This window comes from Salegentibacter agarivorans (genome assembly GCF_900113135.1).
In the GTDB taxonomy this organism is placed as follows: domain Bacteria; phylum Bacteroidota; class Bacteroidia; order Flavobacteriales; family Flavobacteriaceae; genus Salegentibacter; species Salegentibacter agarivorans.
In genome coordinates this window covers 36,590-53,163 of the sequence record NZ_FOOH01000016.1, presented here as the reverse complement: position 1 = coordinate 53,163, position 16,574 = coordinate 36,590, and the positions used below count along the sequence as shown (strand labels likewise).

At 34.8% G+C, this 16,574-nt stretch carries 21 protein-coding genes; 4 read left to right on the top strand and 17 right to left on the bottom strand.

What is annotated here, in order from left to right; all coding sequences use genetic code 11:
- Positions 1-45 precede the first annotated feature (45 nt).
- From BM084_RS12600 to BM084_RS12520, 17 genes are all read right to left on the bottom strand, one after another.
- Positions 46-1,569: a hypothetical protein gene (locus BM084_RS12600; RefSeq protein WP_093305174.1), complete on the bottom strand. Its 1,524-nt coding sequence runs from the start codon at positions 1,567-1,569 to the stop codon at positions 46-48.
- A 49-nt stretch (positions 1,570-1,618) separates the two neighbouring features.
- Positions 1,619-2,425 carry a PDDEXK family nuclease gene (locus tag BM084_RS12595; RefSeq protein WP_093305172.1) on the bottom strand — a complete coding sequence of 269 codons (807 nt, stop codon included), beginning with the start codon at positions 2,423-2,425 and terminating at the stop codon, positions 1,619-1,621.
- 42 nt (positions 2,426-2,467) lie between these two features.
- Complete coding sequence (locus BM084_RS12590; RefSeq protein WP_177195699.1) at positions 2,468-3,154, bottom strand: hypothetical protein; 687 nt, start codon at positions 3,152-3,154, stop codon at positions 2,468-2,470.
- Between the two features lie 18 nt (positions 3,155-3,172).
- A complete protein-coding gene (locus tag BM084_RS12585) occupies positions 3,173-4,108 on the bottom strand; it encodes a hypothetical protein (protein WP_143083657.1) in 936 nt (311 codons plus the stop codon).
- 5 nt (positions 4,109-4,113) lie between these two features.
- Entirely contained in the window at positions 4,114-5,373 is a 1,260-nt protein-coding gene (locus tag BM084_RS12580) for a coiled-coil domain-containing protein (RefSeq protein ID WP_093305166.1), read from the bottom strand.
- Positions 5,374-5,382: 9 nt separating this feature from the next.
- On the bottom strand, positions 5,383-5,784 hold the full coding sequence (locus BM084_RS12575; protein WP_093305164.1) for a hypothetical protein: 402 nt from the start codon (positions 5,782-5,784) through the stop codon (positions 5,383-5,385).
- A gap of 357 nt (positions 5,785-6,141) precedes the next feature.
- Positions 6,142-6,465, bottom strand: coding sequence for a hypothetical protein (locus BM084_RS12570; protein WP_093305162.1), 324 nt, complete (start codon positions 6,463-6,465; stop codon positions 6,142-6,144).
- Between the two features lie 431 nt (positions 6,466-6,896).
- Positions 6,897-7,274 carry a hypothetical protein gene (locus tag BM084_RS12565; protein ID WP_093305160.1) on the bottom strand — a complete coding sequence of 126 codons (378 nt, stop codon included), beginning with the start codon at positions 7,272-7,274 and terminating at the stop codon, positions 6,897-6,899.
- Positions 7,275-7,289: 15 nt separating this feature from the next.
- Positions 7,290-8,330: a hypothetical protein gene (locus BM084_RS12560; protein ID WP_093305158.1), complete on the bottom strand. Its 1,041-nt coding sequence runs from the start codon at positions 8,328-8,330 to the stop codon at positions 7,290-7,292.
- A gap of 197 nt (positions 8,331-8,527) precedes the next feature.
- Entirely contained in the window at positions 8,528-8,854 is a 327-nt protein-coding gene (locus BM084_RS12555; RefSeq protein WP_093305155.1) for a hypothetical protein, read from the bottom strand.
- 58 nt (positions 8,855-8,912) lie between these two features.
- Positions 8,913-9,350, bottom strand: a complete 438-nt coding sequence (locus BM084_RS12550) for a hypothetical protein (RefSeq protein ID WP_143083656.1) — start codon at positions 9,348-9,350, stop codon at positions 8,913-8,915.
- A 161-nt stretch (positions 9,351-9,511) separates the two neighbouring features.
- Positions 9,512-10,177, bottom strand: coding sequence for a class I SAM-dependent methyltransferase (locus BM084_RS12545; RefSeq protein WP_093305150.1), 666 nt, complete (start codon positions 10,175-10,177; stop codon positions 9,512-9,514).
- A gap of 38 nt (positions 10,178-10,215) precedes the next feature.
- Positions 10,216-11,112, bottom strand: coding sequence for a helix-turn-helix transcriptional regulator (locus tag BM084_RS12540; RefSeq protein ID WP_093305147.1), 897 nt, complete (start codon positions 11,110-11,112; stop codon positions 10,216-10,218).
- A 112-nt stretch (positions 11,113-11,224) separates the two neighbouring features.
- On the bottom strand, positions 11,225-11,713 hold the full coding sequence (locus BM084_RS12535) for a YqiA/YcfP family alpha/beta fold hydrolase (RefSeq protein ID WP_093305144.1): 489 nt from the start codon (positions 11,711-11,713) through the stop codon (positions 11,225-11,227).
- Position 11,714: 1 nt separating this feature from the next.
- A complete protein-coding gene (locus BM084_RS12530) occupies positions 11,715-11,942 on the bottom strand; it encodes an ATP synthase subunit B family protein (RefSeq protein ID WP_093305142.1) in 228 nt (75 codons plus the stop codon).
- A gap of 113 nt (positions 11,943-12,055) precedes the next feature.
- A complete protein-coding gene (locus BM084_RS12525; protein WP_093305140.1) occupies positions 12,056-12,343 on the bottom strand; it encodes a hypothetical protein in 288 nt (95 codons plus the stop codon).
- 27 nt (positions 12,344-12,370) lie between these two features.
- Positions 12,371-12,586, bottom strand: a complete 216-nt coding sequence (locus tag BM084_RS12520; RefSeq protein ID WP_093305137.1) for a hypothetical protein — start codon at positions 12,584-12,586, stop codon at positions 12,371-12,373.
- Positions 12,587-13,061: 475 nt separating this feature from the next.
- Here BM084_RS12520 and BM084_RS12515 point away from each other — a divergent pair, with 475 nt between their 5' ends.
- The 4 genes from BM084_RS12515 to BM084_RS12495 all read left to right on the top strand — a co-directional run bounded on the left by BM084_RS12515 (position 13,062) and on the right by BM084_RS12495 (position 16,398).
- A complete protein-coding gene (locus BM084_RS12515) occupies positions 13,062-14,129 on the top strand; it encodes a leishmanolysin-related zinc metalloendopeptidase (RefSeq protein ID WP_093305134.1) in 1,068 nt (355 codons plus the stop codon).
- A 641-nt stretch (positions 14,130-14,770) separates the two neighbouring features.
- Positions 14,771-15,049 carry a helix-turn-helix domain-containing protein gene (locus BM084_RS12505; protein WP_093305129.1) on the top strand — a complete coding sequence of 93 codons (279 nt, stop codon included), beginning with the start codon at positions 14,771-14,773 and terminating at the stop codon, positions 15,047-15,049.
- 1 nt (position 15,050) lies between these two features.
- A complete protein-coding gene (locus tag BM084_RS12500) occupies positions 15,051-15,758 on the top strand; it encodes a hypothetical protein (protein WP_177195698.1) in 708 nt (235 codons plus the stop codon).
- A complete protein-coding gene (locus tag BM084_RS12495) occupies positions 15,742-16,398 on the top strand; it encodes an ATPase (RefSeq protein ID WP_093305127.1) in 657 nt (218 codons plus the stop codon). The genes BM084_RS12500 and BM084_RS12495 overlap by 17 nt, the downstream gene beginning before the upstream one ends.
- Positions 16,399-16,574: the final 176 nt, after the last annotated feature.

The following is a 16,574-nucleotide window of genomic DNA, read 5'->3' as shown; positions in this document are numbered from 1 at the left end:
CGGGTGATTTGTTTTGTCTTAGATATGCTTCAAATTTAAATTTTTTTAAGCTGTCCCCTTAGCAGAAACAGGCTTTTTAATAAACAACTTTGGTTCTGTACCCCTGTTATCAAGCAGAATTTCATTTTCAGCCTTGAAGCCGGTAAGAATCTGAGAATTCATGGTTTCCAGGTTTTGGTAACTGGAATCACAAATTTCAAAAAATGAATCGAAGGAGTTTTTACTATTATTTATTAAAGAGTCTATATCTGATTTAGCCAGAATGGATTGTTGCTTCAATTCGGTATACCGATTGTCTAATTTCTGGTTAAACTCCAACACTGCATCCTTCAAAGATTTGTGAATAAGGTTTTTTCTTTTGAAGTTTTCAATTTCAGCTTTCAGCTCCTCTATTTTCCCTATTCGGTCTTCATCCATATTAGTTACAGACATATTCATTTTTAATTTAATGAGCTGGGTCATTTGGTATAACTCTTCAGCAGTAATAGCAAGTTTCAGGGCATATAGAAGCCCTAATTCCTCTATTTTCTGATTGATAGTTTCTACCTTGGTTTGGCTGCTACGCAAAAGGTTACCTGCACCGTCCAGACCAGAGTGCAATACGTTAACTGCCTTAGAATTTTTAATACCAGACATTCCTTTATTAAAAAGATGTTTTCCCTTTTCTAAAAAATTGGCTTCTTCCGCTAAAATAATTTCATCGTTTTCTTTATTGGAACTAACAGCCGAGACCAGTTTGTTTATTTCCTGCATCTTTTCGATACTGCTAATCACATACTCTTCGCGAATGGTCTTGAGATCATAGGAGATATGATCCAGATGGACAAAATCCTCCAGAACAAAATATCTTCTGTCAGCATACTTTTTTAATGAAGAAAAGGCATATTTCAATTTTGATTCACGTTCAATATGATGCAGACGTTCCAGACTACTCAGTTTATCAAGAACCTTATTTAACTGGTCTGAAAGATTATTAAAATAATACTGGCCTGTGACCATGGAAGCCATTTGAAAAACAATTAGGGGAGTGAATGCTGAAGGCCCCGCGGAATGAAAAGGTATATGTTCCACTATTTTTCCTTCTACTCTAACTGCTGTTCCCACACCATCTTTTAATGCCGATAATTGTGAAGCAGTTGCCGTAGTAGTATATAATCCACTAGAGGATTGAATTGTAGCGCCTGTCAGGCCACCTAAACCGGCAGCCGAAGAAAGAATGTTGCTCCAATTGCTTTTTTGCCCGGCTGTGGTATTTAACTCCAGCCAGTCACTTGCCACCAGATCATTTTCCTTTAAAGTAAAGGTGACTGCTGTATCCTTTTTTTTATTATCGATAGAAAAACTTCTAGCTAGTGGCAATTGGGGATTTTCTGAATTTTTTATTTCGCCTGCTTCCTCTTTAGAGGGTTGAAGGTACCTTATTTTATTTTCGGTAGATTGATCTTTTAACTTTTCAATTTCAGAAGTAATTGAAGTATATTGATCCAGGATTCTTTTTTGTGAATCCAACACATTTTTTTCTATGGTATCCAAACCAATTAAATCTCTAAGCCAGGTTTTTAAACTCATTTTTTTCTTTTTTGATTTTATAGAAGTTCAATGATAAGACGAGAGGACGTCAAATAATGTCGTTTCCGTTGTTGCTGCTGAATACCGAGAATAAACTGCTGTAATTCACTTTTTCAAAATCTATTTCTTCGGTTTCTTTATTATAGGAGTACAAGTACCACTCAAAACCATCTCTTTCAAAATTGGTCATACCGTGGATTGCCTTAGCAGTATGCTGGTCCTGAATACCGGTTATAAGTATTTTCCTGATCTCTGTTTTAGGATCCTCTTGCTTCAACATTCCAGCGTACCTTAAAACCTGTTCTACTGCTTTTTTTCCACCTCCTTTTAATTTCACCTCTACTACAACATTTCGCCCGTTATCCCTGGCAAAAAAATCCATTCGGTCCCGGGTTCGGTCCGGGCTGTGTTCAGGAATAACGTTGTAAAGGCTTAGTTTCTGTAAGTGACCTTTTTCATCTAATAATTTCTGAAGTTTCTTTTCATTCTTTGTAAAAACTCCATTGGATTTCACTGGGAAACTATAGATTTCGATTTTAGAATTCCAGGTGAGCTGTTTAGTTAGTGGAGGATAGGAATGAAGTTTGTTTTTATTCAAAAACTGAATTATTTCTTCGGTATTTTTAGTCCCTCTTCTTTTATAACCAAAAGCCCTGAAAAAACCACCTACCGTAATACTTTTACAGCCATTTTTCTTTATAGCCTCTTGTATGTCTTCCAAAATTTTCTCCTTGGTAATAGGACTCAGTCTTTTTGAAGACCTTCTTTTCCCGTTGCTCTTTTTTGTTTTGCTTTTTCCTGAATGTCTGGAGCCGGCGCTGATGGTCTTTAAAAAATTCTTGATGCTTTTATTCATTTTACATTCAGGTTTATAATTGAGAGGAAGGAGAATTGCTAACTAAAAACTGATTTTTTCATACTCATAGGATTTCCAATCATCCAAAATTTTTCCAATTGAAAATTCCTCAAAATAAGGCGGATCTGAGTATTCAGTTTTATACCAGGTGTCTGTATTCCCTTCAAGGCCTTCCCCAATCAACTCAGTTTTTATCTGCGCTTTCTTTGTGAGATAATTGATGCTTGTCTCTGTTTGTTTATTTCTATGATAGCTGCCTACGGTTAAACCTATCAGGGTGTATCGGACATGTTTATTTTTTCTAAATTTTGTTTCAATCCAATTACCATATCCATCGCCCGTATATATGGAAATCACAGCGTTTTCAATTTTCAAATTAACATACTCTTCATATCTTACCCTGTCATTGAAATCTTCATATTTAGTGGTTTCCGGTACAAAAATATCAGCTTGCTCTAAATAAAAGAAATCTGCAGATTCAGTTTCTAACTTCCATTCTGAATCATCGTGAAGATATATCGCAACTGACTTTTTCCTGGTGCTATTATTCCTAATTACAATTACCAGATCATCCTTTGAGTTCGCATTTAAATCGCCAAAGACCACATCCTTTAATTTGTAGCCATCGGGAATAAGACTACCAACGTCATCTCCGGAATCCGGAAATGATTGAGCTGATATTATTAAAGGAATCAGAATTAGAAATATGCAGAATTTTGATTGATTCAATTTTATAAGCATTACATTTTAGCCTAAGATAAAATCAGAAATAACCTTTTCCATGTTAGATGGGATTACGGCCTGTTTTATTTTGTATCGGTCTTTTGAGATTCCCATTTCTTCGAACCATTTGCTCCAGTATGCTTCGATAATATCTGGCGCATAAGGGTTCTCATCATTTAAAGAGTTGATACCTAGTACCAATACTTCCAGATCTTCAAGGTTTTGGTTTGCAGGAATAAAGCCTAGATCTTTTTCTTCCATTTCGGCTTTCCAGGAACTTTTTCTCAATTTAAGCCTGGCAAGACTGTTAGGGGTAAGATATGAAGTGCGATTACCTTCTGTCATCTGGGTTTTGTCATAATACATATATCCATCGGTTAAAATCACAAGGATATTTCTATGGCAGTCATCTACACTATAATCGCGAACGTTGTCCTTGAAAAATCGCCAGATATCTGAACCCGGGTAATTACTTTTTTCGCCATTGGCATCTGCCTGAGCCAATTCATAAAGTTTAATGGGTTCTTCACTATATAAATCTTTAGTTTCATCAATGAGATTAACTGACGCATCTTTAGTAAAAACGATATTTAATCTGTCCGCAATTTCATTGATCTTGCTGCTGGAAGGTTCCGGGTTGAAAAAGAGTTGCATACGGTCTTCAAGCAAGATTGATTTCTTACCATTGATATGTTGAAGGAATGCCCCTGCCAGGCTTTTTAAGTAGGCTGTATCTTTCGAAATGGTTTTATGAGCTTCGATCCTATCTGATAGGTCGAGTAAAACACTTATATTTAAATTGTTTTGCTTTTCCTTTGCCAGGTAAGCAGGACAATCTGGACTTGAATTGTTTACGGCTGCACTGGCAACCTCTTCTGTACTTTTAGTTTGATTATCATTCTTGCAGCTGGAAAAAACAATTATGGCCAGAGCTATGATAAGTTGATTAAAATTTCTCATTTTTCTCATGATGATTTTTTAAATATTTGGTTTTGGCTGGTAAATCCGTCAAGATCGTTTTCCTGAAGGTGTTTGTCATACGCTAAATGGCATTCTTCCAAAAGTTTGTCTTTTTGGCTTTTACCTAATGGTAATTCAGAGGATATATAATACATCCATCCTTCGAGGTATTTAGAAGCTAAATATTTATAATCTTTAATAGGAAAAATGAAACCTTCAATTATCGAATCTAGTTCGCTGATTCGTACTTCCAGGTTTTTAATATCCTCTTTTACAACTTCAATTTGGATTTTTATTTTTTCTATTTTCTCCTTAAGGTTTTTTATTTCTTTGTTAAAGGCGGCAATTTGCTTCTTAATCTTGTCCCTATCAGAATGTTCATGCATGATGAAATCAAAGACTAATCCCCATATGATGTAAGAAATAAATCCTGCAAAGATGATTACCCAGAAACCTGGACTTTCAAGGGCATAAGATACAGAAAAAGGTGGATCAGTTAATGACTTATTTAGATCGTAGAGTTTTTCTTCTATTAAGTAGGCCAGGATAGCATCGAATAAAAAGGTCACAACGAACAACATTCCTATTTTAAAATAATTTAAAAATCCGTTTTTCTGTTGAAACATGTGAATTAGGTATCCTAATCCAAAAAATACGAATGGAATGAAAATAACGAATCCAAATTCAAGTATTCCTGCTTCCCAAGCTTCGGTGAGTGCTTTTGGGTAGAACATTCCTCCAAACAAATCTGTCGACGGGTCGAATGTTCTGAAAAACCCTGAAAAGGAAGTGGAAATATAAAATATAAAAATATAGAGGGTAAGCGGGATGATCAAAGCAAGACCTATCCAGAATTTTGCACTTGCCTTGGAATCTACTTCTACGCCATATTTTTCAGGGTCTCTTTTAACATCAATTTTATCCTGTTTTAATTTTTCAATTCGCTCTTCTAGAACCTCTTCCTGCCCTTCAAGTTTTCCTAGATCTTCGTATTTAGTATTTAGAGCCGTGGTTTTACCTTTTTTTTCAGTTAGATAAGGCTGTTTTAATTTTACCTGCTCCTCTTCGCCTTCCTTGCATTTTCTCTCATAGGACTGAAATAGGGCATTTAATGAAGCTTTTAGGTTATTGATGTTTCCCTGGGCTCCTTTAGATGCTCCAAATCCTTGATTATGGTAGGACATGTAATCGTTAGAGCCTTTGGAAGAAGGTTCCGATGATTGCTTGGTATTCTTTAAAACGGTGAGATTTTTTAGGTTAGTCATTGGGTCAAATTAATTAAGTTCCTGTAAAATTTGCGATTTGGGAGTTCCCTGCTTGGCTTTTTCGAGTAGGTAAGTTGTTAATTCTTCTACATTTTCATCAAGGAACTCAAATTTTTTGCAATACTTTTTAAAGGCTGTCATTTCATCTTCTGTAATTTTCTCATCAGCCCATATCATTTGTGCAAAATCATATAAGTATTCAATTCTTTCTTCAATGCTATCTGGAATTGTTACTTCACCAATTGCTCCAGTTAAAATAGAATCAAGCTCACTTTTTGGAATGCCTCTTTCTTCTGCAAAATGATATAAAAGTTGCATTTCCATATGGTTAAAATTTTCGTCAGATAAGGCTATTTGATATAGTCTTAAAAAATGGCTTTTCAATTGTAAGGGAATACTGGTTTTTTCCATAATAATTTATTGGTTAAGGTTAATTGAAATTAATTGGGGAGTAATTCTTCTATATGGGTTGGTTAGAGTGATCGACAATTTGAGAAACCCGTTCTTCGAATTTTTAGCTCCTATGTGTAACTTTTTGGATTTTTTTTTCCGGTAGGAAATGGTATAAAGACAGACTAAGGCTATATGATATGCAATAGTTTTTAATACTCTATTGACTTTATTTAAAACAGAAGATCCCATGAAGGCAGATTAGTTTGGTCCGTCTTCTGGTAGGGCAAAAGATAGAAATTTCTGATATTTCAAACATAGCTTTTTTAAAATTGATAATCAAAAAAAGTGTTAAATTAGTAAGTATTAAATGGTTTTTTAGGTTTTGAGACCCATATCAAAACACATACTCACAAACCCAAAAGGCGGCCCACCGCTGGTGAACCAGAGGTGATTTGGTTCATTCTTTAGCACTTCTTCCGTTAATTTCAGGTAAAGTTCTCCGTGTTTGTCTTTGTTTTCAAATTCTTCAGAGAATTTTTCCTTTATATCATCTTGTAAATGTTCAAAATGCCGGTAAGAGTGCAAAAACAAAAAAACCATTGCAGGGGATGGATTGAACTGTCCTGGATCTAGTACCCGTTGCCCTGTTATAGGGCAGTAAAGGTTTTCTAATTCAGTTTTTAAATCAACTTCGGTCATAGCTGCATTTCTAAATAATTATAGAGTTGTTTCTGTGAACGAGTATTTAACTCTGTGCTCTGAAAAAAGAATATTGAAAATTTAAGGCAGGTGGTTCCCCTGGAAATGAATTTCTCATATTTAGTTGGTTAAGTTGCTGAAAGTTCTTTCGTGTAGGGGGCAAAAGAAGAACCTCTATTTTGAGGACCTTCCAAAAATATAAGTTTTCTCTCACAAAGCATAATTTTATGTTAATAAATTATCATAATTTCTTCAACATTGCAGTATTAATTAATGAGGTTCAATATTACTCAGCTTTAATCTGCGGATGCATATCCTCACCTAAAGTCACCTTACTTATATTTGTCAACCAAGCTTAAAAATTATAGGAAGGCAGTTTCTCACAATTTGGTATAGAGCTGAGTTATTTCGTTCTTCATCCTCAAGATTATTCACTTCTTTTTCCTTTCTGAAATTTTCAAGTTCCTGAATAGATTTTTTCTAATATTCACTCCCCAGGGATTATGATAATCTGGTGCTGCTTTCATCGCTTTAAGTAATTCCTCGGGCATAGATTCCCTGTTCTCGTAAAGCCAATAACTCAGTTCACGTAAATGCACCTTGAGAAAAATAAATCTTTTATAGAAAATACTTTGGGTAAACATAGCCCGGTTATAACTCTTTTTACTTCTATAACAATGCTCCAGGTATTCTTCCCTCGCCCTAAAATTCAGCTCTTGGTATAACTGGGTTATAGTTTTATGCTCAGCATCTATTTCAAGCAAATTGAATGGCTGGGTAAGCTTTTTGTATTCCTCTGGGTTCTCCATTATTTATAAATTATATTAAAGTCTGAACTTTGCCCTTGGAGAGCCTATTAAATAATCTGAGAAGAAGCTTAAAAGATGATTCCCATTAATAAATGCATCAGAGAAATCTGACAAATAATGGATATTTCCCTCTTTAATTTTACAGTCACTCACAATGCTTTTTTCATGAGCTTTTTTCTGGTTGTAAAGCATGATCATTTGTTCTATGATCTTAGTTGGAAGTTCTTCTATACTATGTAGTTTTTCACTGACCAGGATCGCGCATTTACTCATAGAAAGTTTTTCTTCAATAATTATAGAAGAAATATCTATCTCCCGGTTTTGGAATTCGTTTTGTAATGCCTGGATGATCCCTTCCCATATAGTGCTATTATTATCTCTTCCTACCCGGTTATTGTAAAATGCCTGAAGGTGGTTATTACTGAAATTTTTAAACTTCGCGTGATATTTTTCTCTCCAAACCTCAAAGGCAGCTTCTTCGTTATAAACTCCACTAGCATAAACTCTCCCGGCATTAGGAAAATGGATCTTTTGCTCCATAACTGCTATGCCTATAGGAGGGATTAAGGCAGAATCTTTATTGCAATAATCTTTTAAATTAGACAGGCAATAGTGCTTCTTCTCCAGTTCCTCCAGAACGTATTCCCTATCTTTTCTGAATTGCTCTCCCGTTTTTCCACAACGGATATTAAAAGCTGCGATAAATAGTTCTGAGGAATGAATTCCATTCCATCTAGAACCTAAATCAACGCTGAGATAAGGATTTCGGAATCGCTCATAGCTACTTTGGCAGCGTCTTGGCCACTCAGGAAGGCCTTTCGGGAACATCCATTCCATTACCTCTTCAAGATGCTTTTTAAGTTCTCGCAGTTTACTGAATTTAGGATCCTGGAAGAAATCTTCAGCTTCATATCCTTCACGGAGCAAACATTCGGTATGAAAAATATTCTCAGTGATGCGATAAAGATCTGAATACATTACCTCAATTTTTTTGTCAGTACGTACCCCTAATTTTTTGAGTTCAATTAGATGGTTTTGGTATGAGAGCTGATCCATATGTATAGTTTAGATGAGAATAAGAAAATACCCACCCCGGAATCAGTGGGTATTAGTTAACAAATCAAATTAATCAAAACAATCATTCCCGGTCGAAAAGTTAGATCATCATAAGCTTTTGCTTTTTTGCTAGAACAAATATAAAAGGAGGGCGCGACAAAGTGTGTCGTTTTAATTAATACCCAACTCGTAGGAATTTAATTTTTGGTATACCCCATATCAAAGCATAAGGTTGCTGATCCCATAGTGCCATAGGTGATCAGAAGTTTGTCTTGGGCCCACCGGAGGTGTCTCTTCATCGTTTTATATAAGAATTCACCGTTAATTGTTTCCCCGTTCTCATTAAAGTGTAAAGGAAATTTTTCTTTCAATTTCCCACTACAGTATTCAAAGTCCTGGATCTCTTCTACGTAAATAAAGAGCAGGCTGGGAGGAGTGTGGTATCCTTCTGGATGCAGCACAATTTCACCAGTAACTGGACAATAAAATTTTTCAAATTCACGATCTAAAATGATTTCTGTCATGCTAATTTTAATTTATCTATTCTTAACCAAAGCCTTTCTCAAGATGATATGAATACATTTATTTTGAAAGATCCAGTAGAGCTACCAGTACCCATCTATCTGGAATTCCTTCAAAATAATAAACCGGTTCGCCGTATTTATCCTTTCGTTTTAATACTCTACCATCTAAATACCAGATTTTCGGTCCGTACTTATCACGGTACCGGATGTAATATCCATCAAATTCGTATAAACGATCACCATATTTATTTTCCAGCTTTACCGTGTTGCCATCTAAATAATAAAGGCTTTTGCCGTATTTATTCTTTAATTTAATTTCTTCGCCATTCCAGTAGAATAGCTCCTCTCCATATTTATCTTTTTGCTTTAGCGTATTGCCCTCAACAAAATAAAGCTGCTCTCCATATTTATTCTCTTCTTTTACGGCCTGAGCCATAACGCTAGCATTGATTAGACAGCTGATGAGAAAAATATTTGCAATTTGTTTGATAGTCATTTTAAAATTTATTGGATAATAATTTTTAATTGTTCATTTTTTCCATTGATGAAAAAACGTATGTATTTCTCTCTTTTCACTCGTCGGATAGAAGTAAAATCTGGGCTTATCCCACGAATTCTCTTTAGACAGGCTACTCTTCATCTAAATTTGAGGAGGGTTTAAAATACTTTATAAAGCGTAGTTACTAAAACTCCTTTAGCTCTGGGAGCCTTAATTGATAGTAACTGTTTTTCCTCTTCAACCTTAAAATTAAATGGCGGCGCTAAAAGATTTACACCACTTTGTTTTTTTAGCCTGATTCCCTGTCCGGAAATAATATCTTGATTGGGTTCAAAGTTCCCTTGCGGTAAATGCTCTGTTAGAATAACATATTTAAAATCGTATAATTTTTCTACCACACTTTTTATTTCAGCATTCGATAAATGTTGCAAAACCTGTCTTAGAATCACACAATCTCCGGCGGGCAATTCATCTTTCGCGATATCCAGAGAATGAAATTCTAAATTTTCTGCTTTAAATGTTTTCTTGTTATGCGTTATAAGCTCTGGAACTATGTCTATGGCAATATACTTTTTGGAGTACTTCACCAATTCTTTGCCAATATTAAAATCACCACAACCCAGATCACATATTATCGGAGGAGTTTCAAAAGCAGCTAAAAAAGAGGTCAGAGTTTCCAAATATGGATTTATCAATTCGGGATTATGCGAGCCATCGCCAGAGAAAAATTCAGATTGATTACCGCCCCACAGGTTGTTCTCATATATCTGAGCCATAGCATCTTTAGTTGGCCAGGGCTTTTTTAGTTGATTCTTCTTCGTCATGATATTGGGTTCAGTTGACTTCTCTAGTATAAAAGCAGCTATTCATAGTTGCCTATACAAGACTTTAATTCCTTTTTGATTTCGGATTTGAGGCTTTCCGGTTCTACTACTTTTATTTGGTCGCCATAAGAGAGTATTTCCATTCTAAAATCGTAGGTAGGACGAATAAAATAACTAAACCTGATCTCATCATTATTTCTCAAAATTAACTGCTGACTATGGTGTAGTGGAAGTGATTCTACATACCTGCCTTCACGGGGTGTAAACGATAGGATAACTTTAACCGGTTCTTCATCTGTGCCGTTTATTATTCCGAAGCTATCTTTGAATTCTTCGTACGCCTGGTATTGAATTGGTTTAAACTTGTCTTTGGTAATTTCCAGATTTTTAATTCGATCGAGCGAAAAGTTTTTAATAATGTTATCCTTCGTATCTTCTGCAATAAGATACCACCGGTTCCGGGCTTCTTTAAGCGCAATGGGTTTCACCTTTCGATTACTAATTGAAGTATCCCAAAACTTATAATATTCAAAATCTACTTCTAAAAAATTCTGACTGGCGTGCAATAAACCCGCTAAATGATGGGTGCCCAGGGGTTTTCTTTCTTCAAAAATAAGTTGATTTCCGAAACTTTTTGAAAGCCTGATGGCATTTAAAAGGTCAAAATTTTCCCTTAATCTTTGAGAATGTGTTTCCTCGACATCTTCGTTGATGTAATATTTATTAGTACTTCGATTACATTTTATTACAATATTATGTATAGATGCAATATCCTCCAGATCTCGTTGAAAAGTACGTTGAGAAGTCAGGAGCTTTTCCTCAACAGAATCGGGATCATCAGCCATTTCATCCTGAACATCCTCATAACTCATAGGGCGTAACCTTAGCAGAGAAATAATTTTATAATGGCGTTTTATAGTTTGGCGTAAAGACATAGTTTTTTTGTTTAATTAGAACGGTAAGGGTCTAAGTTGAGCCTAGATACTTTTATGTTAGATGCCGAAACGAGTTCGGCATGACGTTTTAAATATTACTGACGAACCAGGTTTAAGCACAAATATCTTTAAAGAATTTTTTAACCTGATCAGTAAAAACATCTATAGGAATTCGATGACCTAATTGCGGCAGCACTTTGATATTCAGTTCTGATTTTTGCAGGTTTTGTCCTAAAAAGTTGAGGGTTTCTGCTGCATTCACCACATCGTCACTTCCTCCCAGTAAAATCTGTTTTGGAGAAAGTCCGCGAGTAAATTTATGGCTGAATTCTATTTCGCTGTATTTAACCAAAGGCGGATTAAACAATAAAGCCGGCCTGCCTATAATTTCTGAAATAGCATAAGCATTTAGCGCACCCATACTACTTCCCATCACTACATTAAATTCTGTATTCGGGAATTCCTTTAGGATAAGACCGGGTTGAAAATGTTTATCAGAATAATCTATATCAGGAGCGAAAACCCGGCCGTATCGTTCCAGTACTTCTCTTTTTTCGTCACTTAATTTGCTATTGAGTCCGTGTAGGTAAAGTAGTTTCATATTACTTGGTCTTTTCTTTTTTGGTTAGATCTGCTCTGAAAGATTTTCCGTCTTTTCCCCAATTCCAGATATCCGAAATTTCTTTTTTCTGCGGAAGCTCTCCATCTGGAACTGCTAATTTTTCTTTTACGATTCTTCTTAATTTGCGATTGGCTTTTTGCTTTTCAGTCTTTTCGGAAGTAGCGGTACAATTGGGAAGTATGGGTGTTTTTCTTTTGGATCTACTCATTATCTCGATTGTATATAACAAATTAAAGTATTATTGACGACAAAATATGACGCTTAAAAAAGATTGAAAATTTTATTTTTCAAATCTGAACAAGTATTTCAAATACCTCATTATTAATCTTCCTGCCCAAGCTCCTCTTCGGTAATTCTGTTAATGTTTGTAAGGGAGTTCATAAGATTTTCCAGTTCACCAAAAAAAGTCAGTAACTTATTTAGGTTATCATCTTTAGTTCCGCGAAATTGTTCAAGATCAAATTTATAGGTGTCGCCAGGCTTGAAAACTGTATTTACTTCAGAGTATTCTCCGGTCATTCCTACATTAATTATCCTGGTGAGCAGTTCCTCGTGCATTTCGAGTAAATGTCTATAGGTAAGAATTATTTTCTCTCTGTATGCTGTCATCGCTTTTTATTTAGATGTTTAAGATGATTAATTTTTACGGAAACTCCATTCCACTTCTCCCAGGTCGATCTTATTGATGTAATTTAATTCGAGATAAGTATAGATATTTGGAACTCCAACGTGAAGCGTAATTTCATATCCTCCTAAAGTCTCTTCTTCAAGGATTGTCCTGCCGCCATATTTGATTTCTTCCTGAATATGTTGGTATTGCTCTTCGGTAAGTGTTATCTCTAATTTTCTCATCGCTTTTATTTTGTACTGCAATAATAAGGGAGGTAAGCGTCATAATATGTCGTGTAGTAAAGATTCTCTATTTTAAAAATGAAATACTTTTTAGCAATGGTGAGTACAGCTAAGTATTTTTCAATTCTCTCTTCGGATAGATTTTCAAAATTTATAGCATAAATAATTTGGTGTTCATAAACGAAACCAGGTTAAACTCATAACCAATTAGGGTATTTGAGACTTCTCCCGAGAAAGAAAATATTTTGAATACTACGGATTTCCAAGAAACTGCGTTAAAATATCGAGTATAAGGCGGATAAATTATTCGTAATATATGATATGTATTACTTGTATTTTTTAAACAATTGTTAATTAAATCGATTGAACGCTTGTTAAACCTTAAAGAAATATTAGTATTCCTTCATATTTCTTTTAGTTTGCAGGACTATTATTCATTAACTGTTTTAATACAGTTCTAAAAAAATTATATTTTATGAGAAATATTTTAACAAGATTAAAATTTAAAGGTTTATTTTCCGTCGCTATAGGTGCGGCTTTATTTGTTTCCTGTTCTGAAGACTCTGTAGATTCAGTTCAATCAGATATGGATACAACTGCAAAGCAAGAATTTGAATTGCTTGCCCCAGATAATGGCTTGATTAAAATTGATGCTAAATTAAATACTGCGAAAAGTAATATTAATAAAAAAAGGGCTACAGATGCAGCAGGAGTTGATCGTGGTCGTTTTAATATTTCGATAAATTATTTAGTACCTGTCACGGATAGGCAGCGCGAAGTATTTGAATCTGCTGCTGCTCGATGGGAACGAATCATTATTAAAGATGAATCTTCTATACCAGAAGAAGAAGTTGCAGGAGCAATACCATCGGCTTTTTTAGGTTTTCCAGCTTTAAATGCTAATGGTCCTATTGATGATGTAGTGATTGAGGTAGTTCTTATACCTATCGATGGACCTGGACGAGTTCTTGGCTCTGCTGGCCCGAGATTTGTTCGTACCAGTAACCGTTTAACTATTAGTGGAATTATGCAATTTGATACTGCTGATCTTCAGTCTTTGGATGATAGAGGTTTATTTGAGAACGTGATTGTTCATGAAATGGGACACGTTTTAGGAGTAGGTACCTTATGGAATTCTGGAGATAAAATGCTTAGTCAAGGACCTGCTAGTAATCCATATTTTACAGGAAAAAAGGCGAATGTATTTTGGAATGCTGAAGGTGGAGAATTTGAACTTCCAATTGAAAATATGGGAGGTCCCGGTACAGCCGGTGGTCATTGGAGAGAATCGCTATTGCGTAATGAACTCATGACCGGATTCATAAATTTAGGAGAAAATCCATTAAGTCGAATAACTGCAGGCTCTATGAAAGATCTTGGTTATGGAGCGGCAAGTGTTGGTGAACAATACGATCTTGCTAAAGGTACACCAGGAGTAAATATAAGCGAGCTTGATGAAATGAATGCCGATGGTAGCCAGGGAATCAATATCGCTGACCATGAGGTTCTACTTGAACCAATTGGAGAAGTTGTAGATAAATAAGAATTTATTGGAGCTTTTAAGAAATTAAAGGTTTAAATAGTTTAGAAAATAACCTGATTCATTTAGAAAATGAATCAGGTTTTTTTTATGTATTAATGTATCCAATAAAGGCCATAAAAATATTTTTTAGAAAACAAGATTAGCCAGTATATAAATGCTTTACGTGGAATTCTGAACAGAAGAAAGATCAGGGTTTCAACCAACCTGTAAAATATGGCATTGTAAATATCATTTCCCTGTTTGAAGTAATCTTTAATCAAGCTGGGTAATTGCTATAAAAAACTTTCAGAAATTAAGGCTAGGAAAGTTAGAATTACCAAATTCCCGGGCGGAATTACCTGGGCTTTTGAGCAAAAAGTGAACCGTGAAAATGACTGTAATTTTCGGTATGTGAACGTAACTCCGAAAAAGCCATTTCTATTCCTTTTTGAAAATTTTTTATCCTCAAAATTGCCCAAACTCTTCAATTTTAGCCTCGTTTACATCTATTTAGGTAAGATGTTAAATTTTCTCGTAGTCCGGTAGACATAGTGAAATTAATTTCCTAAAGCTGCTCAAATTTGCCTAGAAGTCAAATCAACGAAATCCCGCCGTATAAAAAGTATAACCATCGGTGGGATTTTAAACTAAAACTTTTAAAAATGCCAAAAGAAATAATTACTACCGATGATCTAATGAATTTTAAGCTTGAGTTATTAGAGGAGCTTAAGAAATTGCTTAGAGAGCATTCAACTGGAATCCATAAGAGGTATTTGAAATCTTCGGAAGTGAGAAAACTACTGGATATAAGTTGGGGAACTTTACAGAATATACGAATAAATGGTAATCTTCCTTACACAAAAATAGGAGGTACAGTCTTTTATGATTGGGAAGATGTACAACGATTAATGGAGAAGTATAAGATAGATAATAGTGATTAATATGAATTACATAAAGCACCTTACCGAGGTTTTTTATCGATTTAATGAAGATAGCCGTTTAAATCCCTCACACGTGAGCATTTACTATGCTTTATTTCAGTATTGGAATGTTTTTAGGTTCTGTAAGCAATTCTATATACAAAGGCAGGAAATTATGGAAGCTTCAAAGGTTGGTTCGCTTTCAACCTACCATAAATGCGTTAGGGAATTAAGTGACTGGAATTACATTTTGTATATGCCTTCTAAAAACCCCTTGAAAGGCAGCCAGGTTAAGATGTCCATTTTTTGGACTAGTGAGGAACAAGCAGAAGATGAGCATTCAATTTGTAGTGTAAATGACCTGGATAAGTATGAGACTTTTTTAGAACAGGTTGCAGAAGAGTCCGGTAAGAGTAACGAAATAGCTCCGGTATATGAAACAAACAATATTAAACATATTAAACAGAATAAAACTTATTGGCCAAAAAGTGAATTTGAAGTTTTAAAATATTTTAAAAAAAAAGGCTGGCCAGATAATGAAGCTTCCAAATTCTATTTACACTATGAAGCTGTTGGTTGGAAAATTAATCGTGATACCCCGGTAGTAAACTGGCAGGCTTTAGCACACCGATGGATGAAAAAGTCTAAAGAGATTCAGCAAGATTTAAAACAGAAGAATCCTGATTATTTAAAAATTAAAAAAGAAAAGAACTATGGAAAACCCTTGTGAAATAATAGAAAGCGGAGTAGTTTACAAGATCGGGGAATTTAAAGGAAAAGAAGTATTTTATGATTTTCCATTGATGCTTGAGTATCTCCAGGTAAAAGGAAAGTTGCTTTTTGGAAAGGAATTTCGCTTATACAAAAAAGATGAAAAATTACTTTTTAAGCTCTGCAATTATATAATTGCAGATAAGGAAAAATGCCAGAAATTCGATATTGATCCTGCAAAAGGAATTTTACTAACCGGGCCCGTGGGCTGTGGAAAAACTAGCTTTCTTAAGCTTTTGCGTTATCTGGTGCCACACCAAAAGGAATATCAGGTTATTCCCTGCAGAAATATAGCTTTTGCTTTTCACCATCTGGGATACAAAACAATTGAAGATTATGGGAATAATAGTTATTTATGTTTTGATGATCTTGGTGTTGAACCGGCAGGAAGATTTTATGGTCAGGACTGTAATGTGATGGGAGAAATTCTACTTTCCCGATATGAATTGTTTCTTAATCATAAAATAAGGACTCACGCTACAACAAATTTAGATTCCGATGAACTTGAAGAGCGCTATGGATCCAGGGTAAAAAGCAGAATGCGCCAGCTATTTAATTTAGTTTCATTTGATGAAAAAACAGTTGATAAGAGGAAATAGCCGAAATCTTAATTTCAATTAGGGTTCGATAACAAAAATCTCATTTTAACCATTGAGAAATTATAAAAACTTACGTTTTAACCTCCATAATTTCATCTGACTTTATAGTTATTAAAAAACCGAATTTTCATTTTCATAAAATTTGATCTCATTTGAGATCTAAATACCTCACATAA

Coding starts and splice junctions, on each gene's coding strand:
- BM084_RS12600 (WP_093305174.1), bottom strand. CDS start 1,569: ATGAGTTTAAAAACCTGGCTTAGAGATTTAATTGGTTTGGATACCATA.
- BM084_RS12595 (WP_093305172.1), bottom strand. CDS start 2,425: ATGAATAAAAGCATCAAGAATTTTTTAAAGACCATCAGCGCCGGCTCC.
- BM084_RS12585 (WP_143083657.1), bottom strand. CDS start 4,108: ATGAGAAATTTTAATCAACTTATCATAGCTCTGGCCATAATTGTTTTT.
- BM084_RS12580 (WP_093305166.1), bottom strand. CDS start 5,373: ATGACTAACCTAAAAAATCTCACCGTTTTAAAGAATACCAAGCAATCA.
- BM084_RS12575 (WP_093305164.1), bottom strand. CDS start 5,784: ATGGAAAAAACCAGTATTCCCTTACAATTGAAAAGCCATTTTTTAAGA.
- BM084_RS12570 (WP_093305162.1), bottom strand. CDS start 6,465: ATGACCGAAGTTGATTTAAAAACTGAATTAGAAAACCTTTACTGCCCT.
- BM084_RS12565 (WP_093305160.1), bottom strand. CDS start 7,274: ATGGAGAACCCAGAGGAATACAAAAAGCTTACCCAGCCATTCAATTTG.
- BM084_RS12560 (WP_093305158.1), bottom strand. CDS start 8,330: ATGGATCAGCTCTCATACCAAAACCATCTAATTGAACTCAAAAAATTA.
- BM084_RS12555 (WP_093305155.1), bottom strand. CDS start 8,854: ATGACAGAAATCATTTTAGATCGTGAATTTGAAAAATTTTATTGTCCA.
- BM084_RS12550 (WP_143083656.1), bottom strand. CDS start 9,350: ATGACTATCAAACAAATTGCAAATATTTTTCTCATCAGCTGTCTAATC.
- BM084_RS12545 (WP_093305150.1), bottom strand. CDS start 10,177: ATGACGAAGAAGAATCAACTAAAAAAGCCCTGGCCAACTAAAGATGCT.
- BM084_RS12540 (WP_093305147.1), bottom strand. CDS start 11,112: ATGTCTTTACGCCAAACTATAAAACGCCATTATAAAATTATTTCTCTG.
- BM084_RS12535 (WP_093305144.1), bottom strand. CDS start 11,713: ATGAAACTACTTTACCTACACGGACTCAATAGCAAATTAAGTGACGAA.
- BM084_RS12530 (WP_093305142.1), bottom strand. CDS start 11,942: ATGAGTAGATCCAAAAGAAAAACACCCATACTTCCCAATTGTACCGCT.
- BM084_RS12525 (WP_093305140.1), bottom strand. CDS start 12,343: ATGACAGCATACAGAGAGAAAATAATTCTTACCTATAGACATTTACTC.
- BM084_RS12520 (WP_093305137.1), bottom strand. CDS start 12,586: ATGAGAAAATTAGAGATAACACTTACCGAAGAGCAATACCAACATATT.
- BM084_RS12515 (WP_093305134.1), top strand. CDS start 13,062: ATGAGAAATATTTTAACAAGATTAAAATTTAAAGGTTTATTTTCCGTC.
- BM084_RS12505 (WP_093305129.1), top strand. CDS start 14,771: ATGCCAAAAGAAATAATTACTACCGATGATCTAATGAATTTTAAGCTT.
- BM084_RS12500 (WP_177195698.1), top strand. CDS start 15,051: ATGAATTACATAAAGCACCTTACCGAGGTTTTTTATCGATTTAATGAA.
- BM084_RS12495 (WP_093305127.1), top strand. CDS start 15,742: ATGGAAAACCCTTGTGAAATAATAGAAAGCGGAGTAGTTTACAAGATC.